Source organism: Microbacterium sp. STF-2, assembly GCF_034650155.1.
Taxonomy (GTDB): domain Bacteria; phylum Actinomycetota; class Actinomycetes; order Actinomycetales; family Microbacteriaceae; genus Microbacterium; species Microbacterium maritypicum_A.
Genome location: NZ_JARKMW010000001.1, coordinates 1,194,878 through 1,221,049, shown reverse-complemented (window position 1 = coordinate 1,221,049; position 26,172 = coordinate 1,194,878). Strand labels below are relative to the sequence as shown.

General features: G+C 68.8%; 27 protein-coding genes and 1 tRNA gene. 18 read left to right on the top strand and 10 right to left on the bottom strand.

What is annotated here, in order from left to right:
• Positions 1-19 precede the first annotated feature (19 nt).
• The 8 genes from MicroSTF_RS05825 to MicroSTF_RS05790 all read left to right on the top strand — a co-directional run bounded on the left by MicroSTF_RS05825 (position 20) and on the right by MicroSTF_RS05790 (position 8,095).
• On the top strand, positions 20-679 hold the full coding sequence (locus MicroSTF_RS05825) for an O-methyltransferase (RefSeq protein WP_021199526.1): 660 nt from the start codon (positions 20-22) through the stop codon (positions 677-679).
• A 132-nt stretch (positions 680-811) separates the two neighbouring features.
• Complete coding sequence (gene eno / locus MicroSTF_RS05820) at positions 812-2,092, top strand: phosphopyruvate hydratase (protein WP_021199527.1); 1,281 nt, start codon at positions 812-814, stop codon at positions 2,090-2,092.
• Between the two features lie 75 nt (positions 2,093-2,167).
• Positions 2,168-2,743, top strand: coding sequence for a septum formation initiator family protein (locus MicroSTF_RS05815; RefSeq protein WP_322954192.1), 576 nt, complete (start codon positions 2,168-2,170; stop codon positions 2,741-2,743).
• A gap of 47 nt (positions 2,744-2,790) precedes the next feature.
• Entirely contained in the window at positions 2,791-3,333 is a 543-nt protein-coding gene (locus MicroSTF_RS05810) for a DUF501 domain-containing protein (protein WP_322954191.1), read from the top strand.
• Positions 3,330-4,637 carry a S8 family serine peptidase gene (locus MicroSTF_RS05805; RefSeq protein WP_322954189.1) on the top strand — a complete coding sequence of 436 codons (1,308 nt, stop codon included), beginning with the start codon at positions 3,330-3,332 and terminating at the stop codon, positions 4,635-4,637. Before MicroSTF_RS05810 ends, MicroSTF_RS05805 begins: the two co-directional genes overlap by 4 nt.
• 25 nt (positions 4,638-4,662) lie before the next feature.
• On the top strand, positions 4,663-6,189 hold the full coding sequence (locus MicroSTF_RS05800) for an NAD(P)/FAD-dependent oxidoreductase (protein ID WP_292763118.1): 1,527 nt from the start codon (positions 4,663-4,665) through the stop codon (positions 6,187-6,189).
• A gap of 625 nt (positions 6,190-6,814) precedes the next feature.
• Positions 6,815-7,423: a hypothetical protein gene (locus MicroSTF_RS05795; protein ID WP_322954186.1), complete on the top strand. Its 609-nt coding sequence runs from the start codon at positions 6,815-6,817 to the stop codon at positions 7,421-7,423.
• A 6-nt stretch (positions 7,424-7,429) separates the two neighbouring features.
• Positions 7,430-8,095, top strand: coding sequence for a DedA family protein (locus tag MicroSTF_RS05790; protein WP_029260392.1), 666 nt, complete (start codon positions 7,430-7,432; stop codon positions 8,093-8,095).
• Positions 8,096-8,119: 24 nt separating this feature from the next.
• Here MicroSTF_RS05790 and MicroSTF_RS05785 read toward each other — a convergent pair.
• Positions 8,120-8,192, bottom strand: a tRNA-Leu gene (locus MicroSTF_RS05785).
• 86 nt (positions 8,193-8,278) lie between these two features.
• On the opposite strand from MicroSTF_RS05785, the gene MicroSTF_RS05780 reads away from it, so the two are divergent.
• The 3 genes from MicroSTF_RS05780 (at position 8,279) to MicroSTF_RS05770 (ending at position 11,491) form a co-directional block, all read left to right on the top strand.
• Entirely contained in the window at positions 8,279-9,526 is a 1,248-nt protein-coding gene (locus MicroSTF_RS05780; RefSeq protein WP_021199534.1) for an alanine racemase, read from the top strand.
• Positions 9,523-10,836, top strand: coding sequence for a D-arabinono-1,4-lactone oxidase (locus MicroSTF_RS05775; RefSeq protein ID WP_167254599.1), 1,314 nt, complete (start codon positions 9,523-9,525; stop codon positions 10,834-10,836). Before MicroSTF_RS05780 ends, MicroSTF_RS05775 begins: the two co-directional genes overlap by 4 nt.
• 88 nt (positions 10,837-10,924) lie before the next feature.
• The gene (locus tag MicroSTF_RS05770) at positions 10,925-11,491 is read left to right on the top strand and encodes a LemA family protein (RefSeq protein WP_021199536.1); all 567 of its coding nucleotides are present in this window, start codon (positions 10,925-10,927) and stop codon (positions 11,489-11,491) included.
• 25 nt (positions 11,492-11,516) lie between these two features.
• Here MicroSTF_RS05770 and MicroSTF_RS05765 read toward each other — a convergent pair whose 3' ends face one another.
• Positions 11,517-12,422: a hypothetical protein gene (locus MicroSTF_RS05765; protein ID WP_136025111.1), complete on the bottom strand. Its 906-nt coding sequence runs from the start codon at positions 12,420-12,422 to the stop codon at positions 11,517-11,519.
• Positions 12,419-13,672: a winged helix-turn-helix domain-containing protein gene (locus tag MicroSTF_RS05760; protein WP_322954177.1), complete on the bottom strand. Its 1,254-nt coding sequence runs from the start codon at positions 13,670-13,672 to the stop codon at positions 12,419-12,421. The genes MicroSTF_RS05765 and MicroSTF_RS05760 overlap by 4 nt, the downstream gene beginning before the upstream one ends.
• 87 nt (positions 13,673-13,759) lie before the next feature.
• On the opposite strand from MicroSTF_RS05760, the gene MicroSTF_RS05755 reads away from it, so the two are divergent.
• Positions 13,760-14,956, top strand: coding sequence for an AI-2E family transporter (locus MicroSTF_RS05755; protein WP_021199539.1), 1,197 nt, complete (start codon positions 13,760-13,762; stop codon positions 14,954-14,956).
• The gene (ilvA, locus tag MicroSTF_RS05750) at positions 14,953-16,182 is read left to right on the top strand and encodes a threonine ammonia-lyase (protein WP_322954175.1); all 1,230 of its coding nucleotides are present in this window, start codon (positions 14,953-14,955) and stop codon (positions 16,180-16,182) included. The genes MicroSTF_RS05755 and ilvA overlap by 4 nt, the downstream gene beginning before the upstream one ends.
• A 69-nt stretch (positions 16,183-16,251) precedes the next feature.
• Here the strand turns inward: ilvA and greA are convergent, their stop codons facing one another.
• On the bottom strand, positions 16,252-16,740 hold the full coding sequence (greA, locus tag MicroSTF_RS05745; RefSeq protein ID WP_021199541.1) for a transcription elongation factor GreA: 489 nt from the start codon (positions 16,738-16,740) through the stop codon (positions 16,252-16,254).
• Between the two features lie 98 nt (positions 16,741-16,838).
• Positions 16,839-17,225 carry a DUF4307 domain-containing protein gene (locus MicroSTF_RS05740; RefSeq protein WP_021199542.1) on the bottom strand — a complete coding sequence of 129 codons (387 nt, stop codon included), beginning with the start codon at positions 17,223-17,225 and terminating at the stop codon, positions 16,839-16,841.
• Between the two features lie 67 nt (positions 17,226-17,292).
• Here MicroSTF_RS05740 and MicroSTF_RS05735 point away from each other — a divergent pair, with 67 nt between their 5' ends.
• Complete coding sequence (locus tag MicroSTF_RS05735) at positions 17,293-17,592, top strand: hypothetical protein (RefSeq protein ID WP_021199543.1); 300 nt, start codon at positions 17,293-17,295, stop codon at positions 17,590-17,592.
• 7 nt (positions 17,593-17,599) lie between these two features.
• Here MicroSTF_RS05735 and trhA read toward each other — a convergent pair whose 3' ends face one another.
• Positions 17,600-18,331: a PAQR family membrane homeostasis protein TrhA gene (gene trhA, locus MicroSTF_RS05730; RefSeq protein WP_315069373.1), complete on the bottom strand. Its 732-nt coding sequence runs from the start codon at positions 18,329-18,331 to the stop codon at positions 17,600-17,602.
• Between the two features lie 97 nt (positions 18,332-18,428).
• On the opposite strand from trhA, the gene MicroSTF_RS05725 reads away from it, so the two are divergent.
• From MicroSTF_RS05725 to MicroSTF_RS05710, 4 genes are all read left to right on the top strand, one after another.
• Positions 18,429-19,208, top strand: coding sequence for an isoprenyl transferase (locus MicroSTF_RS05725; protein ID WP_029266653.1), 780 nt, complete (start codon positions 18,429-18,431; stop codon positions 19,206-19,208).
• Between the two features lie 55 nt (positions 19,209-19,263).
• Positions 19,264-20,394, top strand: coding sequence for an aminotransferase class V-fold PLP-dependent enzyme (locus MicroSTF_RS05720; protein ID WP_167254591.1), 1,131 nt, complete (start codon positions 19,264-19,266; stop codon positions 20,392-20,394).
• A gap of 158 nt (positions 20,395-20,552) precedes the next feature.
• On the top strand, positions 20,553-21,935 hold the full coding sequence (locus tag MicroSTF_RS05715) for a PhoH family protein (protein ID WP_021199547.1): 1,383 nt from the start codon (positions 20,553-20,555) through the stop codon (positions 21,933-21,935).
• A 260-nt stretch (positions 21,936-22,195) separates the two neighbouring features.
• On the top strand, positions 22,196-23,026 hold the full coding sequence (locus tag MicroSTF_RS05710; protein WP_051671208.1) for an endonuclease domain-containing protein: 831 nt from the start codon (positions 22,196-22,198) through the stop codon (positions 23,024-23,026).
• Between the two features lie 169 nt (positions 23,027-23,195).
• Here MicroSTF_RS05710 and MicroSTF_RS05705 read toward each other — a convergent pair whose 3' ends face one another.
• From MicroSTF_RS05705 to MicroSTF_RS05690, 4 genes are read right to left on the bottom strand one after another with little or no spacing between them, the layout of a single operon-like run.
• The gene (locus MicroSTF_RS05705) at positions 23,196-24,590 is read right to left on the bottom strand and encodes a class II fumarate hydratase (protein ID WP_315069368.1); all 1,395 of its coding nucleotides are present in this window, start codon (positions 24,588-24,590) and stop codon (positions 23,196-23,198) included.
• The gene (locus MicroSTF_RS05700) at positions 24,587-25,276 is read right to left on the bottom strand and encodes a carbonic anhydrase (protein WP_029266660.1); all 690 of its coding nucleotides are present in this window, start codon (positions 25,274-25,276) and stop codon (positions 24,587-24,589) included. Before MicroSTF_RS05700 ends, MicroSTF_RS05705 begins: the two co-directional genes overlap by 4 nt.
• Entirely contained in the window at positions 25,273-25,917 is a 645-nt protein-coding gene (locus MicroSTF_RS05695) for a DUF4245 family protein (protein ID WP_315069365.1), read from the bottom strand. The genes MicroSTF_RS05700 and MicroSTF_RS05695 overlap by 4 nt, the downstream gene beginning before the upstream one ends.
• Positions 25,914-26,156, bottom strand: a complete 243-nt coding sequence (locus tag MicroSTF_RS05690; RefSeq protein WP_021199551.1) for an exodeoxyribonuclease VII small subunit — start codon at positions 26,154-26,156, stop codon at positions 25,914-25,916. The genes MicroSTF_RS05695 and MicroSTF_RS05690 overlap by 4 nt, the downstream gene beginning before the upstream one ends.
• Between the last annotated feature and the right edge of the window lie 16 nt (positions 26,157-26,172).

Here is a 26,172-nt window from a genome sequence, read left to right as displayed (position 1 = left end):
CCGGGGGTTGGCTGAGGCCATGGAATCCACTCCCGCCGCCTGGTCCGACGCCGACAGCTTCCTCTCCGATCTGCTCGTCGGTCCCGATCCGGCGCTGGAGTCGGCCCTCACTGCGCAGCGGGCCGCCGGCCTCCCGGAGATCGAGGTCGCGCCCGTCGCCGGCAAACTGCTGAACCTGCTGGTCCGCATCAGCGGCGCGCGCCGCGTGCTCGAGATCGGCACGCTCGGCGGCTACTCGACGATCTGGCTCGCCCGCGCCGTCGGCGCCGAAGGACGGGTCGTGACGATCGAGGCGGAATCGGACAACGCGGCGGTCGCCCGTGCCAGCATCGACGCCGCGGGGGTCGGTGATCGCGTCGACATCCGGGTGGGGCGGGGAGCGGACGTGCTGCCGACCCTGGTCGGCGGATTCGATCTGGTGTTCATCGATGCCGACAAGGAGTCGAACACGATCTACCTCGATTGGGCGGCGAAGCTCGGGCACCCCGGCACGGTGATCGTGCTCGACAACATCGGGCGCGAGGGCGAGATCGTCCGCGACGACAGCACCGATCCCAAGGTCGTGGGCACCCGCGACGGACTGCGGATGCTGGGGGAGGATCCGCGCTTCGATGCCACGGCCCTGCAGACCGTGGGCGTGAAGGGATGGGACGGCTTCGCGATCGCCGTGGTCGTCTGACCTTCCGGGGCTTCCCGCCGCGGGCGATTCGCGTCCGGGCGAGTCCCGGAGTCCGTCGGGAGGCCGGGCTAGACTGGGCGCGGATCGACGACGCTCCACACAACGTTTTCCCCCTGAGCAAGGAGCACATCAGTGGCACTGATCGAGGCTGTAGGCGCACGCGAGATTCTCGACTCGCGCGGAAACCCGACCGTCGAGGTGGAGGTCCTCCTCGACGACGGCATCGTGCAGCGGGCGGCCGTTCCGTCCGGCGCATCCACGGGCGCGTTCGAGGCGTACGAGCTCCGCGACGGAGACAAGAGCCGCTACGGCGGCAAGGGCGTGCTGAAGGCCGTCGAGGCCATCATCGATGAGCTCGGACCGGCGATCGAGGGTGTCGAGGCGAGCGAGCAGCGCATCGTCGACGAGATCCTGATCGATGTCGACGGTACCGAGAACAAGAAGCGCGTCGGCGCCAACGCCATCCTCGGCGTGAGCCTGGCCGTGGCCAAGGCCGCCGCGGACTCGGCCGACCTCCCGCTGTTCCGCTACCTCGGCGGCCCGAACGCGCACGTGCTGCCCGTTCCGCTGTTCAACGTCATCAACGGTGGCGAGCACGCCGACAACGGCATCGACATGCAGGAGTTCTTCCTCGCGCCGATCGGCGCCGAGACCTACTCCGAGGCACTCCGGTGGGGTGTCGAGACCTACCACGTGCTGCGTGCCGAGCTGAAGGCCGCCGGCTACGCGACCGGTCTGGGCGACGAGGGCGGCTTCGCTCCCGACCTGCCCAGCAACCGTGAGGGCCTCGACTTCCTGGTGAAGGCGATCGAGAAGGCCGGGTTCACGCCCGGAACCGACATCGCCCTCGGGCTCGACGTCGCCGCGACCGAGTTCTTCAAGGACGGCGTCTACCGTCTCGACAACAAGGACTGGGACGCCGCCGCGCTCACCGAGTACTACGTCGGACTCGTGAACGACTTCCCGATCGTCACGATCGAAGACGCTCTCGCTGAGGACGACTGGGACAACTGGAAGCACCTCACCGACGTCCTGGGCTCCAAGGTCCAGCTGGTCGGCGACGACCTGTTCGTCACCAACCCGCAGCGTCTCGCCGACGGCATCAAGCGTGGCGTCGCCAACTCGCTGCTCGTCAAGGTCAACCAGATCGGCACGCTCACCGAGACGTTCGACGCCGTCAGCCTGGCGCAGCGCTCCGGGTACACGGCGATGCTCTCGCACCGCTCGGGCGAGACCGAGGACACCACGATCGCCGACCTGGTCGTCGCGACCAACGCGGGCCAGATCAAGGCGGGCGCCCCTGCCCGCAGCGAGCGTGTCGCGAAGTACAACCAGCTGCTGCGCATCGAGGAAGAGCTCGGCGACGCCGCGGTCTTCGCCGGCCGCTCGGCGTTCCCGCGCTACCAGGCCTGAACGCACGACACATCGAAGAAGCCGCCGACACGGCGGTGAACACCGCCGCTGACCCGGCACGACGAAGGAGGAGCCGTGGCACGACGACCGGCTCCTCCTTCGTCGTCTCCGCGCGCGCAGCCGACGCCCTCGCCCACGAAGAAGGGCGCCAAGCCCCGGGCGCAGGCAGCGACGACGTCGTCTCGGCGTGCGTCGAGCGCGTCCCGAGGCGCGGCGCCTCGCGTCGACGTCCGCGAGTGGGCATCCGGCATCCGGCTCTCGGCGTTCTCCGTCATCATGCTCTCTCTCGTGGTGCTGGGAGCCTGGGTGCTCGTGCCCACGCTCGGGACCTTCATCGATCAGCGTCAGAAGATCGCTGCTCTCGAGGCATCGGTGAAGGTGAGCGAAGACCAGATCGAGGCGCTCGTCGCGGAACGCGAGCGTTGGAACGACCCCGCGTACATCGCCACCCAGGCCCGCGAACGCCTCTACTACGTCAAGCCCGGCGAGGTCGTCTACCTGGTCGACAACGACCTCGACCCCGCAGCACTTCCGCGTGAGCAGGACCCCGTGAGCGAGTCGCTCGTCGAGACGCCGACGGACTGGATGCCGCAGTTGCTGCGCACCGTGGTCTCGACCGGGCTCAGCGAAACGGCCGCCGTCGCTCCCTGAGCATTCGCTCCGAGCATCCTCCCTGGCGGCTCCCCTACGCTGGTGGGGTGACCACACCGCCGTTCCCCGCCCCCACGCCCGCCGAACTCGCCGTCGTATCGGCTCAGCTCGGTCGTCCCGCCCGAGGCGTGGTGGGCATCGCGGCCCGCTGCGTGTGCGGCAACCCGACGGTCGTCGCGACCACCCCGCGTCTGCCGGACGGCACGCCGTTCCCCACGTTCTACTACCTGACGCACCCGGCGGCGACCGCGGCGATGTCGACGCTCGAGGCCACCCAGGTGATGCCGGAGCTCGCCGCCCTCCTCGCCGACGACGAAGACGTGGCCGCGGCCTACCTCGCAGCCCATGAGGCCTATCTCGCCGACCGTGGGCAGTTCGGAGAGGTCGCCGAGATCGACGGCATCTCCGCCGGAGGCATGCCCACGCGTGTCAAGTGCCTGCACGCCCTGGCCGGGCATGCCCTGGCTGCGGGCCCCGGGGTCAACCCGATCGGCGACGCCGCACTCGCACGCTCTTCATGGTCGCCCTCGGTCTGCCGCTGCGAAGACCCCGGTGCCGCCGTGCGCGACGGGGCGGCCCCCTCGGCATGACCGCGCGCCGGAAGCTGCGCAGCGCTGCCGCCATCGTGGTGGTCGCGGCGACCGTGCTGCTCATCGGCGCCTCCGCCACGCCGCCGCCGATCCCCGATGACCCCGCGGATCCGGTCCGCGCCTCGGAGTACTGGCTCGACGGCGCACGCATCCGCGAGGCCTGGCAGACGACCCGCGGCAAGGGCGTGACGATCGCGGTGATCGACACGGGCATCGGCAAGGTGCCGTCGGTCTTCGGCGACGCGGTCGTCGGGGGCACGGACGTGTCGGGGGCCGGTACTCCGGACGGACGCACCCCTCTGGGCGCCGTCGACGGCAACCATGGATCCTGGGTGGCTTCGCTGGCTGCCGGACGCGGTGCACCGGACGGAACGGGCATGATCGGCGTGGCTCCGGAGGCCAACCTGCTCTCGATCTCCGTGGGTTTCGGTGCGGCCGCGGCGGTGCCGTTCACGGAACAGGTGGCGAAGGGCATGAAGTGGGCCGTCGACAACGGGGCCGACGTCATCAACCTGTCGTTCACCACGAACACGCTCGATTGGGACGAGAGCTGGGACGAGGCGTTCCTGTACGCCTTCGAGCACGACGTGGTGGTGGTCGTCGCCGCCGGCAACCGGGGGAGCGGGACGAACATCATCGGCGCCCCGGCGACCATTCCCGGCGTGCTCACCGTCGGCGGCGTCGACCAGACGGGCACGGCCAGCATCGAGGCGTCGACGCAGGGCATCACGATCGGGATCTCGGCGCCCAGCGAAGGCCTGATCGGTGTCTCGGCCGATGGCTCGGTCGTCCCCTGGCGCGGCACGAGCGGTGCGGCGCCCATCGTCGCCGGAGTCGCGGCGCTGATCCGCTCGGCGCACCCCGACATCAAGGCGATCGACGTCATCAACCGCATCATCAAGACCGCGATTCCGGTCGACGACGCGATCAAGCCCCAGGATCCGCTGTACGGGTACGGGCTGGTGGATGCGGCGGCGGCGATCTCTGCGAACATCCCCGCAGTGAGCGAGAACCCCATGGGAGACCTGGCGGAGTGGATCCGCGTGTTCCGCCGTGCGCAGTCGGAACCGCAGCCGGTGGAGACGAGGACTCCGGTCGCCGTTCCCCCTCTTCCGGCCGCAGACGCTCCGACCGAGGCGGGTTCACCGTTGCTTCCCAGCGCGGATTCACTGCGCCACGGTACCCTGCCGCTCATTGCGCTCACCGTCCCTGGTATCCTGGTAGCGCTTGGCGTCACCGCAGCTGCCCGGCGCATCCGATCGGCGCGCATTTCCGTACGCCACACCCCCGACTCCGAGGAGTAGTTCTTCTGTGCCTCAGAACAGCACTGTGCCCAAGATCCTGATCGTCGGCGGAGGGTACGCGGGTTTCTACACCGCGTGGAAGCTCGAGAAGCACCTGCGCAAGGGCGAAGCCGACGTGACCATGGTCGACCCGCTGCCGTACATGACGTACCAGCCGTTCCTGCCCGAGGTCGCCGCCGGCTCCATCGAGGCGCGACACTCGGTGGTCGCGCACCGTCGTCACCTCAAGCGCACGAACGTCCTCACCGCCAAGGTGACGAACATCAACCACGCGCAGAAGGTCGCGACCATCACACCGCCCGTGGGTGAGCCGTACGAGTTCGCGTACGACCAGATCGTCGTCACCGCCGGTGCCGTGTCGCGTACCTTCCCGATCCCCGGCATCGCCGACAACGCGATCGGTCTGAAGACGATCGAAGAGGCCGTCGCGATCCGCGACAAGGTCATGTCGAACTTCGACAAGGCCGCCTCCCTCCCGGCCGGGCCTGAGCGCGACCGTCTGCTGACCGTCGTGGTCGTCGGTGGTGGCTTCGCCGGCATCGAGGTGTTCGCCGAGCTGCGTTCGCTGGCGTCCGCGCTGGTGGCCAAGTACCCGCAGATCAGCTTCGACGACACGCACTTCCACCTCATCGAGGCGATGGGCCGCATCATGCCCGAGGTCTCGCTGCAGACCAGCGAGTGGGTGCTCAAGGACCTGGCCAAGCGCGGAGCCAACGTGCACCTCGACACGCAGCTGACGAGCGCCGTCGACGGCAACGTCGAGCTTTCCACCGGTGAGGTCATCCCGACCGACGTCATCGTGTGGACCGCGGGTGTCATGGCCAACCCGACCGTCGTCCGCGGCGGAGACCTGCCGGTCGAGGAGCGCGGTCGCATCCAGACCCGCGCCGACCTGCGCGTCGGAACGCCGGAGGCGTTCGTCGAGGGAGCGTGGGCGGCCGGTGACGTCTCGGCGGTTCCCGACCTCTCCGGTGGTGGGGTCGGCGGCTTCTGCGTGCCGAATGCCCAGCACGCGGTCCGCCAGGCCAAGCTGCTCGCGAAGAACCTCGTCGCGGTCCTCCGGGGAGAGAAGCCCAAGGAGTACTTCCACAAGAACCTCGGTGCCGTCGCCGGCCTCGGCCTGTACAACGGTGTCTTCCAGTCCGGCAAGATCGCCCTCAAGGGTTTCGTGGCCTGGGTCGCGCACCGCGGCTACCACGGTCTCGCGATGCCCACGTGGGAGCGCAAGTTCCGCGTCATCTGGGGCTGGTGGAACAACCTGTGGCTCGGCCGCGACCTGGTGAACCTCGAGACCGTGCAGAACCCGCGCTACGTCTTCGAGGAGTTCGCGGCGCGCCCGCGCCCGGCTGCTCCGGCCGCGCCCGTGGCAGATGCTGCTCCGGCTGCGAAGGCTGCTCCGGCTGCGAAGAAGTCGGCGGCCAAGGCCGCTCCGGCCGCATCGGCCGAGGTGACGGAGAAGCCGGTCGCGAAGAAGCCGGCGGCGAAGAAGCCCGCCGCGAAGAAGCCCGCCGCCGAGAAGGCTCCCGAGCCGGCCGAGGCTGCCGCCAAGTAGCAGACACAGCTCGCACACGAACATCGGCCCCACGCGCTCCGCGTCGGGGCCGATGTTCGTCTCTGCGGGGCGGCTCCGAGGCCATGCATAGGTACGGCCGGTATCGTCACGCGAGCAAGGGGAGTACTCCCGAATGCGGCGACGTCGTCATTACGAGCACGAGATCGTGCTCCGGCCCGCCGGCCCGTGAGGGTGGAGGAGACCTTGGCACCCGCATCGCGGGCTGCCGAGAGAACCCTGCCGTCGTCCCGGCGTCGTGGATCCGCGGTGGTCCGCACCACGAAAGGGACCACTCATGGGAAAGCTCTCCCGACTGATCGGAATGGCATCCGAAGCACTCGAGAAGAACGCCGGCACGGGGCGCGACCCTCACGCGGGCGACCGATCGCGCTCGCAGGACGGGTCCCGGTCGACGGACTGGGGAGGCATGCTCCGTGGAGCAGTCGACGCGGTCCGCGGTCCTGCCGACCCCGCACGGTCGTCAGGCCAGGACAGGCCTTCGTCTGCCGACCCGTACGCGCCGCCGGCCGCGTCCGGTGGACGACCGCGTCCCGCGCACACGGCACCATCTGCTGCAGACCCGTACGCGCCGCCTCCTCCCGGAACCGCGCGGGGCTCACACGCCGTGACCGACGCCGACCGAGCGGCCATCGCCCGCTACGACTACCTCCTCCAGACGGCGGATCCGCAGCGCGTCGAACAGATCCACCGCGAGGCGTTCGCCCGCCTCACACCTGACCAGCGCGCGCAGGTCGAGGCCCGGATGAGGCAGGAGCTCGAACCCGGTGAGCGGCCGCGGTCCTCGTCGGCGGACGACCTCGCCCGCGCCGCCGGACGTGCTGAGGCCATGAAGCCGGGCCGGATGCGCGGACTGCTGTCGCGAGCACGTGGAGCCGGTATCGGTGGCGCTGCCGGTGGTGCGGCGGTCGCGGCTGGTGGCGCGGCCGTCGGATTGCTCGGCGTGGTGGCGGGCGGGGCCGTCCTCAGCACCGTGGCGGGGCCCCTGTTGGAGCAGGCCGCGAACATCGGCGTCGACTTCGGCGCGATGGCGGAGGGCATCGACATCGAGTCCCTGGCCGCCGGCATCGACGTCGAGTCGCTCACGGGAGGTGCCGGTGAGCTCCTGGGCTCGGCCGGCGAGACCGTGTCGGGTCTGGGCGATGCGGCGAGCGGGTGGGGCGAGCAACTCGGCAATCTCGGCATCCCCGGTATCGGCGACATCTTCGGGCGCTGATCGCGGATGGTCCTCACTGCTGCCGCCGATCATGGCTTCACCGGGCTCACCGGATTCGCGGCCGACGTCCTCACCGCACTCGGGGATGTCGGGGTGGGCGTGCTGGTCTTCCTCGAAGTCCTGGTGCCCCCCATCCCGAGCGAGGTCATCCTGCCGTTCGCGGGGTACCTCAGCCAGAGCGGCGCCCTGAACCTGGGGTGGTTGATCTTCTGGAGCACTCTCGCGTCCCTGCTGGGCGCTTTGCTGCTGTACGGACTCGGTGCCGCGATCGGCATGGATCGGGCCGTGCGCATGCTGGCGGCCACTCGGCTGGTGAGCCGGTCCGACCTCGAGCGGGGAGGGGACTGGTTCGTGCGCAGCGGCGGTTGGACCGTGCTGGTCGGGCGGATGGTCCCCGGCGTCCGCAGCCTCATCTCGATCCCGGCGGGCGCATCCCGCATGAACCTCGTGACGTTCAGCATCTACACGGTCATCGGCAGCGGCCTCTGGAACACACTCCTGCTGGGCGTCGGCGCCGCGCTGGGCACGCAGCACGAGCAGTTGGAGCAGTATCTCGGCTATCTCGACTACGTCGTGTACTCGGCGATCGCGATCGCACTCGTCGTCCTGATCGTGCGGAGGATCCGTGAGGCCTCGGGCGAGAAGAAGCGAGCCATCGACATCGAAGACTGAGAGGGCGGGGGCCGAACCCCGGTGTGCCCCCGCTGGGACTCGAACCCAGACTGAAGCGATTTTAAGTCGCCTGCCTCTGCCATTGGGCTACGGGGGCCTCGCCGCCAGCCTATCGCCGTGCCCGCATGCGACGCGGTGCCGCAGGGGGTGATCCCGAGTCCGATGAGGCCTTAGGGTGGGGGAGTGCTCGACCTCATCGACGAACTGAGCCCCGTCCATGGTGCGCCCGCGGTCGCCCCCGAGTGGGAGGACCCGGCCCGCTACTGGCCGCGCCTGTCCGCCGTGACCGGGCATCTCCCCGCCCCGGTCGCGGTGATCGACCGGGAGGCGCTCCGCTACAACGCCATGGACCTTCTGGTGCGCGCCGGCGGGCTGCCGATCCGTGTCGCCTCGAAGTCGGTGCGCGTGCGATCCGTGCTCGATGCCGTGCTCGCGCTGCCCGGGTTCCACGGCATCCTCGCCTTCACGCTGGAGGAAGCGCTCTGGCTCGCCGAGACGCACGACGACATCATGCTCGGCTACCCGACCGTGGATCGCGGAGGACTGGAACGGCTGTTCGCCGACGAGCAGGCCGCGCAGCGCATCACCCTGATGGTCGACGACCTCGTGCATCTCGATCTGATCGACAGCGTCGCCGGCCCGGGGTCGCGCCCCGAACTCCGCGTCGCGATCGACGTCGACGCCTCCTGGCGCTCGTCGCTCCTCGGCCACATCGGCGTGCGTCGTTCGGCGCTCTTCAGCGCCGGAGAGGTGGCGGCATTCGCTCGCAAGGTTGTCGCGCGGCCAGGATTCCGACTCGTCGGACTGCAGATGTACGACGCGCAGATCGCGGGCCAGGGCGACGACGCCGGCCCCGATGCGCCGTTGATCCGGATGGTGCAGGCCCGCTCGCGCAATGAGCTGCGGGAACGCCGGGCAGCCATCGTCTCCGCCGTCGGCGCGATCGCTCCGCTGGAGATCCTCAACGGCGGTGGCACCGGATCGCTCGAGTTCACCGGAAGCGATGAGTCCCTCACCGAGGCGAGTGCGGGGAGCGGGCTCCTGGGCGGCCATCTGTTCGACGGGTACCGTTCGTTCCGACCGGCCCCAGCCTCGGCGTTCGCGTTCGACGTGGTGCGGCGCCCGGCCGTCGACATCGCCACCGTGCTCGGCGGAGGCTGGATCGCCTCCGGCCCCGCAGTCGCGTCCCGTCAGCCGCGTCCCGTATGGCCGGAAGGGCTCCACACGCTCTCCCGGGAAGCGGCCGGAGAAGTGCAGACACCGCTCCAGGGTCCGACGGCCACGTCGCTGGGTGTGGGGGACCGGGTCTGGTTCCGTCATGCCAAGAGCGGCGAGCCGGCCGAGCGCATCGAGAGTTACCACCTGGTCTCGGGCGACGAGATCATCGACGAGCTGCCGACCTACCGCGGCGAGGGAAAGGCCTTCCTGTGACGAGAATCGGCGGCACTTGGCAGAACTGGGGCCGCTCGGCCTCGGTCAGACCCGTGCGTGTGGAGCGTCCGCGCAGCCCGGAGGGCGTGCAGCGCGCGGTGATCGCCGCAGTCAAGCACGGGTTGCCGGTGAAGGCCGTCGGCGCCGGTCACAGCTTCACGGGCATCGCGGTGGCCCCGGGCGTCCTGCTCGAGCTCGACGACCTGCAGGGCCTCGTCTCCGCGGACGCCGCCACCGGGCGCGTGACGTTGCTCGCCGGCACTCGGCTGCACCGCATCCCGGCTCTGCTCGCGCCCTATGGGCTCGCGATGGAGAACCTCGGCGACATCGATCGGCAGTCGATCGCCGGTGCGATATCGACGGGCACGCACGGAACGGGAGCCGGATACGGCGGCCTCGCGACCCAGGTGGTCGGTGTCACGATGGTCACGGCGGCCGGCGAGTTCCTCCGCATCGACGAGGAGCACGAGAATGAGCTCCTGCCCGCCGTGGCGTTGGGCCTCGGCGCGCTCGGCATCGTCGTCGAGGTGACTCTCCAGTGCGTGCCCGCGTTCGTCATGCACGCGATCGACGAGCCGGTGGCCCTGGACGAGGTGCTGGCCAGCCTCGACGAGCGCGTCGCTGCCGCCGATCACTTCGAGTTCTACTGGTTCCCCCACACCGATGTGGCCCTGACCAAGCGCCAGACGCGCATGCCGGAGGCGACGGTCCGCAAGCCGCTCCCGGCGGTCGGGCGATGGATCGATGAGACGCTGCTCTCGAACGGCGTGTATCGCGTGGTGTGCGCGGCGGGCCAGGTCATCCCCGCGATCACTCCACCCTTCAGCCGGCTCGCCGTCAAGCTCACGGGCGATCGCGAATACACCGAGCTGTCCCACCGGGTGCTCATCCAGAGCAGGACCGTGAGATTCCGCGAGATGGAGTACGCGATCCCCGCCGAGAACGCAGTGGCCGCCTTCCAGGCGGTCCGGGCGCTCATCGACCGACGAGGGTGGCGGATCGAGTTCCCGATCGAGGTGCGGTTCGCGGCCGCCGACGACCGCTGGCTGTCGACGGCCCATGGGCGTGCCAGCGCCTACATCGCCGTGCACCGGTACTGGCGAGCCGACCCCACGGAGTACTTCGGTGCCGTCGAAGAGATCATGCACGAATACGGGGGACGCCCGCACTGGGGCAAGCTCCACACGCTGACCGCGGAGACGCTCCGGGAGCGGTACCCGCGGTTCGACGATTTCGTCACGCTGCGCGATCGCCTCGACCCCGAACGTCGATTCGCCAACCGCTATCTCGAACGGGTCCTCGGCAGCTGATCGGTCTGCGGTCGTCGCCGGGCATGCCCAGTCCACGTGCAGGCTGCGCGTCTAGGATGAGAGAAACACGAGGAAGGGTGGGCCTCTGATGGAATGGCTCGTGCCGGTACTGATCGTTGTCGGAGTGATCCTGCTCGTCGGCATCTATCTGTGGGCCACGTACAACTCGCTGGTGCAGCTGAACGTCCGCGTCGATGAGGCGTGGAGCGGAATCACGGTGCAGCTGAAGCGACGAGCCGACCTCATCCCCAACCTGATCGAGACGGTCAAGGGATATGCCTCCCATGAGAAGGCCGTCTTCGAGAACGTGACTCGCGCGCGTGCCGAGACCCTGTCGGCGGGAGGCCCCGGGGAAGCGGGCATCGCCGAGGGACACCTGCAACAGGCTCTGCGCAGCCTGTTCGCGGTCGCCGAGGCGTACCCGCAGCTGCAGGCGAGCACGAACTTCCTCCAGGTGCAGCAGGCACTGGTCGACACCGAGGACAAGATCCAGGCCGCACGCCGTTTCTACAACGGCGGTGTGCGCGAGCTCAACACCAAGATCAAGGTGTTCCCGAACAACCTGTTCGCGAAGGGCTTGGGCTTCTCCGAGCGGGAGTTCTTCGAGGTCGCCGACAGCAGCGCCATCTCCGAGCCACCGCGCGTGCAGTTCTGATGACCTCCGCCTGACCAGACCCCTCTCACCACGGTGAGAGCACGAGACCGTCGGCGGTGAATGAGACATCGCCGCGCAGGCTCCAGGAGACGGTGCGATACGTGGTGGTGCGAGGTTCGCCGTTCTGGCCGGTCCCGGTGACGGTGGCCACGAGAACTCCACCCTCCGCTGTGAAACCGGCTGGGGACAGCGCGATGGTCGGTGACTCGTCGATCCGATAGCGGATGCCGGTCACATCGCGGAACTCCGTCCCCCAGGGGATTCGGATTCCGCAGCCCTCCGCCTCCGTGGTGGCTGGGGCGGTACAGGTCTCGAGGAGCTCGTCGAGACTGTCCTGTGCGGCAGCAGTCGCTTCCGGGCGCACGGCGACATCGACCGTCGCCGAGGTCTTCGTGCCGGGCAGCACCGACACCGATCTCTCGCCGTCGAGCAGCGTCGTCGGCGCGGCAGCCACGGTGTAGGTCGCAGGCAGCAGCGGAATACCCTTCCCTGCCGGAATGGTCGCGTCGCCGATCGCCACGTCGGAGCCGATGCTCGATTCGATGGTCAGGCTGCCCAGACCCGCGGAGTCGACGATCCAACGGTCCTCCACGACGCCGAGGCTCAGTTGCGCCTCCTGCGACGCGCCGTCGAGGCGGAAGGAGATGTCGACGACGGCGGATGCTCCGTCGGCGTCTTCACGGACGCGCGTGACCTTGGCATCCTCGATCAGTGAGGTCGCGGCGTCGAACGCGTCAAGGGCGGTCCTCGAGACCTTCATCCCGGTGGCTGCCACAGCATCGGGGTTGCCGGATTCCAGGGCGTGCAGGTAGTCGAGTGCCGCCTCCTCGGGAGTGGACGAAGGGGCTGTCGACTGCCAGATCCACAGGCCCGCGGCGGCCAGGACGAGTCCCGCGGCACCGCCGATGAGCCACCAGTGCGCCCTTCTCACGTCCGGTTCTCCCGCGCATGCAGATGACGGCCCACGGCACGGCTGTTCGCCAGCGCTGCATGCAGGGCATCGGTGGCGTCGCCCCAGCCGGAGACCGAGACGTTCTCCAGACCCTGCCACTCCGCCGCGAGGGTGAGCTCTGCCGCGATCGGTTCCGCATCGCCGGGGCGCGCCTGCGGTTCCCACCAGGCGGACTGGACCTGCAGCGTCGACGTCGCGCGGTCGGCCTTGAGGTCGACCCGCGCCACGATGCGGTCGCCGACGAGGACGGGCAAGGAGTAATAGCCGTACCGACGCTTCTCCGCCGGCACATAGATCTCGATGCGGTAGTCGAGTTCGAACGCGCGGAGTGCTCGATCGCGGAACCACACGACGGGGTCGAACGGGGTCAGGATCGCGGCCGCATCGATTCCCCGGGGAAGCACCGCGTCACGATGCCGCCAGGCCGCGAGCGGACGCCCGCCACGTTCCCAGCCGCGCACCTGCACCGGCTGCAACTCACCCGCATCGGCGAGGTCGGCGATCGAGCGGGCGACGGCCGCCCGGTCGCGGATCCGGTAGTAGTCTGCGAGGTCGGACTGCGTCGCCACACCGCTCGCACGGGCCGCGCGGCGCGTCAGCTCGAGAATCGCATCGGCGCGGGAGACCTCCTCCGAGCGGATGCCGTCGGGGATCACATGCTCGGCCAGCGCATACGTGCGCTCGAAACCGCGGCGCCCGCTGATCGCGACGTCGCCGACACGCCACAGGTGCTCGAGGGCGAGCTTCACATCGTCCCAGTCCCACCACGTTCCCCGCTCTCGGGGTGCATCGGCGCGGAGGTCGGCCGGCCGCAGCGGTCCACGCGCGCGCAACTCGTCCTGCACCCACTGCACTGTGCGCGCGTTGCTGCTCATCCATGAGTCGTCGCCAGCCCACCGCCGACGGAAGTCCTCCATGCGGAACCGCCACAGCGGCCAGTCCTGGATCGGGATGAAGGTCGCCTCGTGCGCGAGGTACTCCACGTAGTGGGTCGTGCGGGAGAGGAAGACGCGGTCGAGGAGAGCGGGTTCATATGCGCCGAGCCGCGAGAACAGCGGCAGGTAGTGGGACCGGGCGAACACGTTGACCGAATCGATCTGGAGCACCCCGAGCCGGTCCATGACCCGGTGCACGTGCCGGCCCGTGACCGATGCGGGGCGGGTGCGTGTGAAGCCCTGAGCAGCCAGAGCGATGCGGCGTGCCTGGGTGGAGCTGAGGGTGTCGGTCACACGGCCAGGCTATCTCCGACCGCCGACATGCCACCCTCGGAGGAAAGATGCGTCCGACGGCATACGGCATGACCGTAGACTTGGGCGATGAGCGAGGACCAGCGACCCCGGCTGCGAGATCTGTTCCGTCCGCGCCCGGTCTCCACCGACCGCACCGTGACGACCGAGGCCGACGAGGCGGTGCCCCTGCCCCTGCGGATAACGGCGGGATATGCCTGGCGGCTGCTCCTGATCGCCGCCGCGATCGGCGTCTTCATCTGGCTGGTGATGCTGCTCAAGCTCCTCGTCATCCCGCTGATGGTCGGCATCCTCATCACGGCGTTGCTGTGGCCGGCGTTCTCGTGGATGCTGCGACGTGGTCTTCCGCGCTGGCTGGCGATCGCGCTCTCGCTGATCGGCACGGCCGCCATCGTCACCGGATTGATGTGGCTCGTCGTCTGGCAGGTGCGGGCTCAGCTTCCCGACGTGCAGGCGCGCTCGACCGAAGCGTTCGATCAGTTCCAGGTGTGGCTGCACGACGGTCCGCTGAACCTCTCGGACACGCAGATCGCCGACTACCTCCAGCAGGGTCTGGATCTCATCAGCGAGCAGGCGCAGGTCCTCTGGACGGGCGCGCTCGCCATCGGCACGACGGTCGGTCACGTCGCCACGGGCGCCCTGCTCGCGCTGTTCATCCTCATCTGCCTGCTGGCCGATGGTGCGGGGATCTGGCGCTGGACCCTCAAGATCTTCCCGCGTCGCGCCCGCCCGGCCGTCGATGGTGCCGCGCGCAACGGCTGGACCACGATCGTGAACTACGCGCGCACCCAGCTCTTCGTGGCCACCATCGACGCGATCGGCATCGGCCTCGGGGCGTTCCTCCTCCAGGTGCCCCTCGCGCTCCCGGTCGCCGTGCTCGTCTTCCTCGGCTCGTTCATCCCGATCGTGGGTGCGGTGGTGACCGGCGCCGTCGCCGTGTTCCTCGCGCTCGTGTACAACGGTCCGTGGATCGCGCTCTGGATGCTCGTGGTGGTCCTCGCCGTCCAGCAGATCGAGGGGCATATCCTGCAGCCGATCATGATGGGTTCTGCGGTCAAGGTGCACCCGCTCGCCGTCGTCCTCGTGGTGGCGGGTGGCGCGATGATCGCCGGCATCCCCGGCGCCCTCTTCGCTGTGCCGCTGGCGGCCTTCGTCAACGTCGCCGCGGTGACCATCAGCTCGGGCTCCTGGCGCACCGGCGTCGGGCCGAGCGGAGACCTTATCTGGAGCACAGTTCCGCGCGAGCGGAGACGGAGGAATCGATGAGCGCAGTCCCCAGCCTGACCGAGTTCGAGCACGCCGCTCAGAGTCTGGCTGAGGTGATCTCGCACACGCCGACGCTGCCCTCGCGAGCCCTCTCCGACATCCTCGGAGCCCCCGTCCTGCTGAAGATGGAGAATCTCCAGCGCACCGGGTCGTTCAAGATCCGCGGGGCGGCGTACCGGCTGTCGAAGCTGAGCGCCGAGGAGCGCTCGCGCGGCGTGGTCGCGGCGTCCGCGGGAAACCATGCGCAGGGAGTGGCGCTCGCCGCGCAGGAGCTCGGCATCCCCGCCACCATCTTCATGCCGTTGGGCGTTCCCGTGCCGAAGCTGCTCGCCACGCGTGGCTACGGAGCGGAGGTCGTGCTGGAGGGCGAGACGGTGGCGACATCGCTGCGTCTCGCCGCCGAGTTCTCGGAGCGCACGGGGGCGGTGCTGATCCACCCGTTCGACCACCGCGACGTGGTGGTCGGGCAGGGAACGCTCGGTCTCGAGCTTCTCGAAGATGCACCCGACGTCGACACCGTCGTGCTCGGCATCGGCGGGGGAGGTCTCATCGCCGGCGTCGCCGCGGCGGTGAAGGCACGCGCCGCCGAGCTCGGGCGCACGGTCCGCATCATCGGCGTGCAGGCCGAGAACGCGGCAGCGGTCCCGCCCTCGCTCGAGGCCGGAGAGCCCGTCGACATCGTGACGCGACCGACCATCGCCGACGGCATCCTGGTCGCTCGCCCGGGCGCCGTCCCCTTCGACATCATCAAAGAGCTCGTCGACGAAGTCGTCACCGTCTCCGACGACGACCTGGCGAGGGCCATTCTCATCCTGCTCGAGCAGTCGAAGGTCGTGGTGGAGCCCGCCGGTGCGGCCGGTGTGGCGGCGATCCTGGCCGGCAAGGTGTCGGCCACGGGGACCACGATGGCCGTGTTGTCGGGCGGGAACATCGATCCGCTCCTGCTGCAGCGCGTGGTCTCCCACGGACTCGCCGCCTCCGGTCGCTACCTCACGATCCGCATCCCTCTGCCCGACCGTCCCGGCCAGCTGGCCCGCGTGTCGGAGCTCATCGCCGAGGCCGGTGCGAACGTGATCGAGGCGATGCATACCCGCCACGGCCACGGCCTCCAGATCAGCGAGGTCATCCTCGAGCTCAGCGTCGAGACGCGTGGACCCGAGCACTCGGAGCACACGCTCGACACGCTGCGCCGCGCCGGCTTCGAGCCCATCCTCGTCCCCGATTGAGCACACCGATCGATCACGCAGAAGCGCCCCCGCGTCCGACAGGATGCGGGGGCGCGTCTGACAGGATGCTCAGCCCGTGTAGGTCTCGACGTTCACGATCTCGACGCTGATCGAGCGCCCGTTGGGAGCCTCGTAGGAGGACTTCTCGCCGACCTTCAGGCCGAGGATGGCCTGACCGAGCGGGCTGGCTTCGCTGTACACGTCGAGGTCGCTGCCGGCCGCGATCTCACGGCTGCCGAGGAGGAAGACCTCTTCACCGCCCGCGACGAGGGCGGTGACCACGGTGCCGGGCTCGACGATCCCGCGGCTGGCAGGAGCCTCGCCGACCTTGGCGGTCTTCAGCAGGCCTTCGAGAGTGCGGATGCGCGCCTCCTGCTTGCCCTGCTCGTCCTTGGCGGCGTGGTATCCGCCGTTCTCCTTGAGATCGCCCTCTTCGCGGGCCGCCTCGATGCGCTTGGCGATCTCGTCGCGGCCGAAGGTGGACAGGTGCTCCAGCTCGGCGACGAGCCGGTCATACGCTTCCTGCGTGAGGAAGGGAACCTGAGCATCGGTGGACATGACGAAGCTCCTTCTTTCGGGATCCCTCCGGCATGCTGCGGGGGATATGCCAAGACGCCCCGGCACGGTGCCGGGGCGTCGTCTTGTCTGGCACGAGTCTAAGCGACCCAGCAGGCGTTCACCAAACCTGTGGTGGCCGCCGAGACGGTCGGAATGGTGACGGAGCGGGCCTGGGAGTGGCTGTCTCCGGCCTCGATCTCGACGATCTTCCAACCCACCACGCCGAACTCCTCGTCGAGGGCCTCGACGGCGCACACGACATCCTTGCCCTGCACGCCGGTCACCTGGAAGCTGATGTTCACGGAGTGCTCGTCGACGAGTTCGAAGCCCAGGTCGTCCGCGTCGACGGACGCCATCGACTGGGCGACGGTCATCCAGCTGAACGCGCCCACGATCAACAGCGCGATCACGCCACCGATGATCCACGGCGTCCGGCGTCGTCGGGTTCGGCCATAGCGTTCGTCGAGCTCTTGTGCGGTCGTCACAGGTGGGTCTTCCGGTCGTTAGGCTGGTGTTACCAGGTTATGCGACCTGCGTACGAAAGGCCGATTCATGTTCTCTCTGTCCGAGACCCCGATGCCGACGCCGAGCATGACCGTCGATCCGGTGTCGGTCACCCCGGGGTTCGTCGGCTTCGCCGCGATCGTCGTGGTCGTGATCGCGGTGATCCTGCTGATCTGGGACATGAACCGTCGCATCCGCCGAGTCCGGTACCGCGAAGAGGTGCGTGACGAGCTGGACGCCGAAGAAGCGGCGCGGGCCGAGGGCGGTGCCGCTGCACCCGGAGCGAACGAATCGACAGCCGACGGCACGACCTCAGCGGAGGGCGAAGGCGACACGCCCGCTCGCTGACCGACCGCTACGGTGCGCCCAGCGAGGGCGACAGCGGTGACAGCGCGATGAGCAGGCACGCGGTCCAGTGGCACAGGAACGCGAGCACCGTGCACACGTGGAAGATCTCGTGGAACCCGAAGTGCCCCGGCCAGGGGTTGGGCTTCTTGAGCGCGTAGACGACGGCGCCCCCCGTGTAGAGAAGGCCTCCCACGATCACCAGCACCATCATCGCGAAGTTCGCGTTCATGAGGTCGACGATGTACATCACGGCCGCCCAGCCGAGCAGCAGGTACAGGGCGACATAGAGCCAGCGGGGCGCGTGGATCCAGAAGACCCGGAAAAGGATGCCGACGAGGGTTCCGCCCCACACCAGGCAGAGGAGCAGTACGCCCTTCGAGGGCGGGAGCGCCAGAACCGCCAGGGGAGTGTAGGTACCGGCGATCAGCAGCAGGATGTTGGCGTGGTCGATGCGCTTGAGCAGCACCTTCACCTTCGGCCGCCAGTCGATGCGGTGGTAGAGCGCCGAGTTGCCGAAGAGCAGCAGCGAGGTGAGCATGAACACGGCGGAGGCACACTTCGCCGGGGCGCCGTCGGCCACGACGATGAGGACGATGCCCGCGATCAGAGCCACCGGGAACGTGCCGGCGTGGATCCATCCGCGCCAGGTCGGTTTGACCTCGGTCGCCGCATCCACGGCGGCCGCTTCGAGCAGGGGCAGCTGGGGGACGTCGGGGCCGGAGGGCTCGGGAGTGCTCACGTGCTCACTCTAAGCCGACGCGCATACCCCACAGGGCACATATCCCCAGCGTGCACACACGATGCCGCACGCCTCGGCACGGTAGCGTAGGGAGGTGATGTCACGCGAGAGCCCGGGGCGAGGGCCGCTGTATCGGCTCTACACCAGCCGGCTGCGTCGCCACCTCGATCCGAGCAGGGTGCCGCATCATGTTGCGATGATGATCGACGGCAACCGTCGCTGGGCGCGTCAGCTCGGACTGGACACGCCCGCAGAGGGCCACCGGGCGGGCGCCGCCAAGATGCGCGAGTTCCTCGGCTGGTGCGACGAGCTCGGTGTGCGCGTGGTGTCGCTGTATCTGCTCTCGAGCGACAACCTGCGAAAGCGCGATTCCGCGGAGCTCGCCGACCTCATAGAGATCATCGCCGAACTCGCCGAGGCTCTGTCGCGTGAAGGCAACTGGCGGGTCAAGCACGTCGGCCGATCCGACATCCTCCCGGCGGAACTCGCGCGCGTCCTCTCCGACGCCGAGAAGCGCACGAAGGATCACACCGGATTGCACGTGAATCTCGCCGTCGGCTACGGCGGACGCAATGAGATCGTCGACGCGGTGCGGAGCATCATCACGAAGCACGAGGCATCCGGCGGCACGCTGGAAGACCTCGCCGCCCATCTCACGCCCGAGATGATCGGCGAGCACCTCTACACCGGCGGTCAGCCCGATCCCGACCTGGTGATCCGCACGAGTGGGGAGCAGCGGCTGAGCGACTTCCTGTTGTGGCAGAGCGCGCACAGCGAGTTCTACTTCGTCGAGGCGCTGGGTCCTGATCTCCGACAGGTGGACTTCCTCCGTGCGATCCGCGACTACGCCGATCGGGACCGACGCTTCGGGCGCTGAACGGGTGTCGGGAGGCCGGGGACCAGGGACCTGTGAGCCGTGCCACAATGACGCAGTGAGCACTTTCCGGGACTATGTCGACACGTTCGACACCGAGTCCGGCTATCTGAACTGGGCGGCCTTCGGTCCGCTGTCGCCGTCCGTCCGTGAAGAGGTCTTCGCCGACGCCGATCTGCTCGGCAGCGGGCGGCCGTCATCGCTCTCCCTGGTCGCCGAGCGCATCGGTCAGGCCCAGGAGCTCGTCGCCGAGCTGCTGGACGCGGAGGCCGACGACGTCACGTTGCAGCCGTCGTCGACCCACGGGCTCATGCACGCGCTGTTCGGGCTCTCCGGCGACGTGATCGCGAGCACCGCCGAATTCCCGAGCGTCAGTCTGACCCTGGAGCGCGCATCCACGGCATCGGATCGAACGGTCGCACCGCGCTGGATCACACCCGACGACGGGCGGGTGACACCCGACACCGTGATCGAGGCCCTCGATGACGAGGTGGTCGCGCTGGCGGTGAGCCACGTCGATTTCCGCACCGGATTCCGCGTCGATCTCGCGGCGCTTCGCGAGTCGATCGGGCCCGATCGCCTGCTCATCGTCGACGCCGTCCAGTCGTTCGGTGTGATCGACGCCGACTACTCCGCTGCCGACGTGGTGGTCGGACACGGCTACAAGTGGTTGCGCGCGGGTCGTGGCAGCGCCTTCGCGTGGTTCTCGCCCCGTGCACGAGAGCGCATCACCCCCGTGTTGTCCGGTATCACCGGCACGACGGCTGCGGGGCTGTTCGTCGACGAACTGCCTGCACCTGCGCCGTCGGCCCGCGCCTTCACCGTGAGCCAGCCCGACACGCTCGCGGCCGGCCGACTCGCGATCGGCGTGCGCGACGTGCGCGATGCCGGCGTCGACTCGATCGAGGAGCGGCTCGCCCAGAACGTCGACACCGTGATCGAGATCGCCGACCGCCACGGCATCGAGGTGAGCTCCCCGCGCGAGCGCAGCCGGCGTGCGGGCATCGTCGCGCTCGCTCCGGAGGAGCCCGCGCGACTCGCCGCGGCACTCGCCAACGCCGGAGTGGTCGTCACGGCACGGGGCGCCTCGGTGCGGATCGCGCCGCACGCGGGCACCGACGCCGCGACATTCGAGCTCCTCGACGATGCGCTGCGGGCGTTCGGCAACGAGACGTTCATCAGCGCGTAACGAATCACTGGCGTGTCGAATTCGGGTTAATCGCCCGCACGGTCGTACGTTCTAGGCATCGGGCAAGGCGCCCGTTCGAGTCGGCCTCAGGTTGACGACTCGTGACCCCCTGGTCGACTCGTTCGAATAGCCGGGATTCCCCGGGTCGGGAGTGGGTCGTGACCACACGTACAGCGCAGCAGGCCACCAGCACCGCGCAGCAGTCCACCCGTAAGACGTCGAGCCGGGCATCGTCCGCCGATCCGGATCAGGATCTGCGCACGTATGTCCTCGACACCTCTGTCCTGCTGAGCGATCCGCAGGCGTTCTTCCGTTTCGCGGAGCACTCGGTCGTCCTTCCCGTCGTCGTGATCACGGAACTCGAGGGCAAACGCCACGACCCGGAGATCGGCTACTTCGCACGGCAGGCCCTGCGCCACCTCGACGACCTGCGCATCGAGCATGGACGGCTCGACTTCCCGGTGGAGGTCGGCGAGGGTGGCACGCTCCGCGTCGAGCTGGCGAACACCGACTCCTCCGTGCTTCCCGCCGGCATCCGCCTCAGTGACAACGACACGCGCATCCTCTCGGTCGCCATGCACCTCGCGCAGGACGGGCAGGACGTCACGATCGTCTCGAAGGACCTGCCGATGCGCGTCAAGGCCGCCTCTCTCGGCCTGCGCGCCGAGGAGTATCTGGCCGAGCAGGCGGTGGACTCTGGGTGGACCGGCATCTCGACGCTCGACCTCTCCGGTGACGACATCAGCGACCTCTACGAGAGCGAGGTCGGCATCAGCGAGCAGGCACGCGGTCTCCCGGTGAACACCGGACTGATCATCCACTCCGAGCGCGGTTCCGCGCTCGGCCGGGTGACGGGCGACGGCGAGTACCGACTCGTACGAGGAGACCGCGACATCTTCGGTATGCACGGCCGTTCGGCCGAGCAGCGCATCGCGATCGACCTGCTGCTCGATCAGGAGGTCGGCATCGTCTCCCTCGGCGGACGCGCCGGTACCGGCAAATCGGCGCTCGCGCTCTGCGCCGGACTCGAAGCAGTGCTGGAGCGGCAGCAGCAGAAGAAGATCATCGTGTTCCGGCCGTTGTTCGCCGTCGGCGGGCAGGAGCTCGGCTACCTTCCCGGCGACCAGGGCGAGAAGATGGGGCCCTGGGGTCAGGCGGTGTTCGACACGCTGGGCTCGGTGGTGTCGGGAAACGTGATCGAGGAGGTCATCGAGCGCGGACTGCTCGAAGTGCTCCCGCTGACCCACATCCGCGGACGCTCCCTCCACGACGCGTTCGTGATCGTCGACGAAGCCCAGTCGCTCGAGCGCAACGTGCTGCTGACGGTGCTGAGTCGGATGGGCCAGAATTCCCGGGTGATCCTCACCCACGACGTCGGTCAGCGCGACAACCTCCGGGTCGGACGTCACGACGGAATCGCCAGCGTGATCGAGACGCTGAAGGGGCACGACCTCTTCGGGCACGTGACTCTGACGCGCTCCGAGCGTTCGGCCATCGCCGCCCTCGTCACCGAGCTCTTGGAGGGTGGAGAGCTCAGCTGACGACGGAAACAGCGGATGCCGCGGGGACTCGCTCCTCGCGGCATCCCCGGTTTCGGCTCGGTGCCGTTTCGTCCGTTCGCATGGACCCCGCCCGATCGCATGATGCTTTGTCGTGCTCGGTCATGCATTCGTCGGGTGGTCATGCGCCTGAGACGTGGAAGCGAATCAATCGGACTGCACGGCGGCGCGTTCCGCACTCGTGCTCACCGTTCACGTGAAGGAGCACTGTCCGAGTGGGCGCACGCCCCCAGAATCGGACGATGATCGACGTCAACGTGTTCCTCGAACGCCTGGGAGGCGTCGCACGGGGAACCCGGCTGCAGGCCTTCGGATGCTCGCGATCGCGGCTGGGCGCGGAGTGCAGAGCGGGTCGTATCGTCCGCGTGCGTCCGGGCGTGTTCGCGTCTCGACGCGCAGCGACCGATGTGGTCGCTGCAGCGGCTCACGGGGGCGCCCTCACGTGCGCGAGTGCCTTGAGGATCAGGGAGGTGTGGACGCTGGAGGTTCCGACGGAAGTGCATGTCTGGATGGGGCTCGGCGGGCGGCGACATCACCCGGAGCACTGCGGCTGCGTCGGCCACTTCACCCGCGGTCGCATGGAGGTCGGCATCGCGCCGATCGAGATCGCGTTGACCCACGCATACGCCTGTTACGGGGAGGAGTTCTTCTTCGCCGCATACGAGTCGGCTTGGAACAAGCGGATGCTGACGGCTGCGGCGCGTGCGCACGTCCGCTCTGCCCTTCCTGCGACGGCGCGCTGGCTCGTCGATTTCGCGCGTCCGGACGCCGAGAGCGGCCTGGAGTCCCTGGTGCGGCTGAGGCTCCATCTCATCGGAGTCGCTGTGCGCACCCAGGTGGCCGTCGACGGGGTCGGGCGGGTCGACTTCGTGATCGAAGATCGTGTCATCCTCGAGGCCGACGGTCGCGAGAACCACGACGGTGCCGCGAAACGGCATCGTGATCTCATGCGAGACGCGCGCGCATCCGACCTCGGCTTCGAGACGCTCCGCTTCGACTATTCGATGATCGTGTACTCGTGGGACGTGGTCGAGGCTGCGATTCTGGCCGCGCTCGCACGGGCTCGTGCGTGAAAGTGGCGCACCTGCATGAGGTGATGCCGGATGCACGTGCCGTCCCGCCGAATGGTCATGCAATCGTCGATTGGTCATGCGTGTGCACCGAGAGCGGGGACGCCGGGCCTGGAAACAGCGGATGCCGCGAGGAAGAGCCCTCGCGGCATCCGCTGTCTCGCGCTTTGGGTCAGCCCGGGTGCGTCATCGACAGCAGGTCGAGTTTCTCGTCGAGCTGCTCCAGGGTGAGGTCGCCGCGCTCCACGTAGCCGAGGTCGATCACGGCATCGCGCACCGTGATGCCCTTGGCGACCGAGTGCTTGGCGATCTTCGCTGCAGCTTCGTAGCCGATGAGCTTGTTCAGCGGGGTCACGATCGACGGGCTCATGCCCGCGAAGGCAGCGGCACGCTCGACGTTGGCCTGCAGGCCGTCGATCGTCTTGTCCGCGAGAACGCGCGAGGCGTTCGACAGCAGACGGATCGACTCGAGCACGGCCGTGCCCATGACGGGGATGGCGACGTTGAGCTCGAAGGATCCGGATGCGCCGGCCCAGGCGACGGTCGCGTCGTTGCCGATCACACGCGCGCACACCATCAGCACGGCTTCGGGCACGACCGGGTTGACCTTGCCGGGCATGATCGAGGATCCGGGCTGCAGGTCGGGGATGTGCAGCTCTCCGAGACCCGTGTTGGGGCCGGAGCCCATCCAGCGCAGGTCGTTGTTGATCTTGGTCAGCGAGACTGCGATCGTGCGCAGGGCGCCGGAGGCCTCGACGAGACCGTCGCGGTTGGCCTGCGCCTCGAAGTGGTCCTTGGCCTCGGTGATCGGCAGCTCGGTCTCGGCTGCCAGCAGCGCGATGACCTTCTGCGGGAAGCCGAGCGGGGTGTTGATGCCGGTGCCGACTGCGGTGCCGCCGAGCGGGACCTCGGCGACGCGGGGGAGGGCCGACTGCACGCGCTCGATGCCGAGGCGGATCTGGCGGGCGTAACCGCCGAACTCCTGGCCGAGCGTGACGGGCGTCGCGTCCATGAGGTGCGTGCGACCGGACTTGACCGCGTCCTTCCACAGCTCTGCCTTTGCCTCGAGGGCGACGGCAAGGTGGTCGAGCGCGGGGATGAGAGTATCGATGAGAGCCTGGGTGACCGCGATGTGCACCGAGGTCGGGAACACGTCGTTGGACGACTGCGAGGCGTTCACGTGGTCGTTGGGGTGCACCGTCGCGCCGAGGATGCGCGTCGCGAGCGTGGCCAGCACCTCGTTCATGTTCATGTTCGACGAGGTGCCGGATCCGGTCTGGTACGTGTCGACCGGGAACTCTCCGTCATGGGCGCCGGACGCCACCTGATCGGCGGCCTGGGCGATGGCGTCGGCGATGGCGCCGTCGAGGGTGCCGAGCTCCTTGTTGGCGAGCGCCGCGGCCTTCTTGATGCGGGCCAGGGCGGCGATCTGCGTCGACTCCAGACCCTTGCCCGAGATCGGGAAGTTCTCCACGGCGCGCTGGGTCTGCGCTCCGTACAGCGCGTTCATGGGCACCCGCACCTCACCCATGGTGTCGTGCTCGATGCGGTAGTCCTGCTCGGTCATTCCGAACCCTCCTCGGTTGCGGGGTCAGTTCCCTCGGTGGTGACGCCGTCGGCGTCGATTCCGACCGTGATCACGGGCACCGCGGTGCCCTCGGCCAGACGGTAGTTGGCGCCGACGATGCCCAGGCGGCCCGCGGAGACGGCGTCGCTGATGATCTCGGACGACTGCAGCAGGTCGCTCACCGTGTTGCGCAGGTGTTCGATGCCGACGAGCTCCGAGTCGATCTCGGCGACGGTGGTTCCGCCGTTCTCGGCCAGCACCTTCCGCGCCGCGGGGACGATCGGGGCGATCAGCTTCCAGATGTGCGGCGGCAGGGGAGCGGCGTCGATCGCGGTGCCGTCGATCGCTGCGCGCACGGCGCCGCAGGAGTCGTGGGCGAGAACGACGATCAGGGGCACTTCGAGCACCGCGACGGCGTATTCGAGGCTCGCGACGATCGACTCGCCGATCACCTGTCCGGCGTTGCGCACCACGAACAGGTCGCCGAGGCCGAGGTCGAAGATGATCTCGGCGGCGAGACGCGAGTCCGAGCAGCCGAAGAGCGTCGCGACCGGGTGCTGGGCCGCTGTCAGATCCTTGCGGCGGGCGACGTCCTGGTTCGGGTGCCGAGGCTCGTCCTGCACGAAACGGCGGTTGCCGTCCTGCATCTGCTTCCAGGCGGCGGTGGGGGTCAGCGGGTGCGTCATGAAGCCTCCGAGATGGTGCGGATCTGCGGAATGAGCGACTCGGCGAGCTCAGCGGTCGAATCCGCCGACCGCGATCCGTAGAACAGGATGTAGTCGTCGCCGGCCTGGGTGCCGATGGCGTAGGTGACGTTCGCGTTGGATTCGGCGCTGCCCGGCTTGTAGACGTCCCAGTCGAGTCCGCCGATGCGCACCGTGTCGGTGGGGGCGATGCCGTTCAGGCGCTGCGGTGCCCAGGCGGAATCGGCGTCGAACGCCTGCGCGACCTTGATGAAACCACGTTCCTTGTCGGACTTGGGAGCGAGGGTGACCTCCCACACCACGGTGGCTCCACCCTGCATCTCTGCACCGTTCGCACGCCAGAAGTCGCCGAGCTCGGGGATGAGGACAGGGCGGTCCATCGAGGACTCCACACCTTCGGCGACCGCGGCGACGTCGAGGGGCTTCTGCTCGACGGGGGCGCCGCGAGGCACGGCGAAGATGATGACGGCGACCACGGCGAGAGTGACCAGCAGCGCGGCGACGAGGTTGCGCACCGTCTGGCTCGATCGGTAGGCCTTGCTGGATGCGGCCTTGCGTGCGGCGGTCTCGTCCGGAGTCTCGGGGCGGCCGAGTTCGGCGATGATCGGGGGCTGCTTGCTCATGAATCTCCCGCCGGGGTCTCGGCGTCCGAAGCCGCGGCGCGGGCGGCATCCAGGCGGCGCTTGGCCCCCAGCAGCCACTCCTCGCAGCGGGCGGCGAGAGCCTCACCGCGTTCCCAGAGGGCGAGGGAGTGCTCGAGCGTCGGGGAACCCTGCTCGAGTTCGGCCACGACCTTGACCAGCTCGTCACGGGCCGCCTCGAACGACAGCGTGTCCACAGGGGTGTCGTTCAGGGCGCTCACTCCTCCATCTTACGTC

What these genes read in the sequence shown, in the direction of transcription:
- MicroSTF_RS05770 (WP_021199536.1), top strand. Translation starts at nt 10,925, where the DNA reads ATGGAATGGCTCGTGCCGGTACTGATCGTTGTCGGAGTGATCCTGCTC.
- MicroSTF_RS05725 (WP_029266653.1), top strand. Translation starts at nt 18,429, where the DNA reads ATGTCACGCGAGAGCCCGGGGCGAGGGCCGCTGTATCGGCTCTACACC.
- greA (WP_021199541.1), bottom strand. Translation starts at nt 16,740, where the DNA reads ATGTCCACCGATGCTCAGGTTCCCTTCCTCACGCAGGAAGCGTATGAC.
- MicroSTF_RS05805 (WP_322954189.1), top strand. Translation starts at nt 3,330, where the DNA reads ATGACCGCGCGCCGGAAGCTGCGCAGCGCTGCCGCCATCGTGGTGGTC.
- MicroSTF_RS05705 (WP_315069368.1), bottom strand. Translation starts at nt 24,590, where the DNA reads ATGACCGAGCAGGACTACCGCATCGAGCACGACACCATGGGTGAGGTG.
- ilvA (WP_322954175.1), top strand. Translation starts at nt 14,953, where the DNA reads ATGAGCGCAGTCCCCAGCCTGACCGAGTTCGAGCACGCCGCTCAGAGT.
- MicroSTF_RS05755 (WP_021199539.1), top strand. Translation starts at nt 13,760, where the DNA reads ATGAGCGAGGACCAGCGACCCCGGCTGCGAGATCTGTTCCGTCCGCGC.
- MicroSTF_RS05735 (WP_021199543.1), top strand. Translation starts at nt 17,293, where the DNA reads ATGTTCTCTCTGTCCGAGACCCCGATGCCGACGCCGAGCATGACCGTC.
- MicroSTF_RS05700 (WP_029266660.1), bottom strand. Translation starts at nt 25,276, where the DNA reads ATGACGCACCCGCTGACCCCCACCGCCGCCTGGAAGCAGATGCAGGAC.
- MicroSTF_RS05695 (WP_315069365.1), bottom strand. Translation starts at nt 25,917, where the DNA reads ATGAGCAAGCAGCCCCCGATCATCGCCGAACTCGGCCGCCCCGAGACT.
- MicroSTF_RS05825 (WP_021199526.1), top strand. Translation starts at nt 20, where the DNA reads ATGGAATCCACTCCCGCCGCCTGGTCCGACGCCGACAGCTTCCTCTCC.
- MicroSTF_RS05790 (WP_029260392.1), top strand. Translation starts at nt 7,430, where the DNA reads ATGGTCCTCACTGCTGCCGCCGATCATGGCTTCACCGGGCTCACCGGA.
- MicroSTF_RS05710 (WP_051671208.1), top strand. Translation starts at nt 22,196, where the DNA reads ATGATCGACGTCAACGTGTTCCTCGAACGCCTGGGAGGCGTCGCACGG.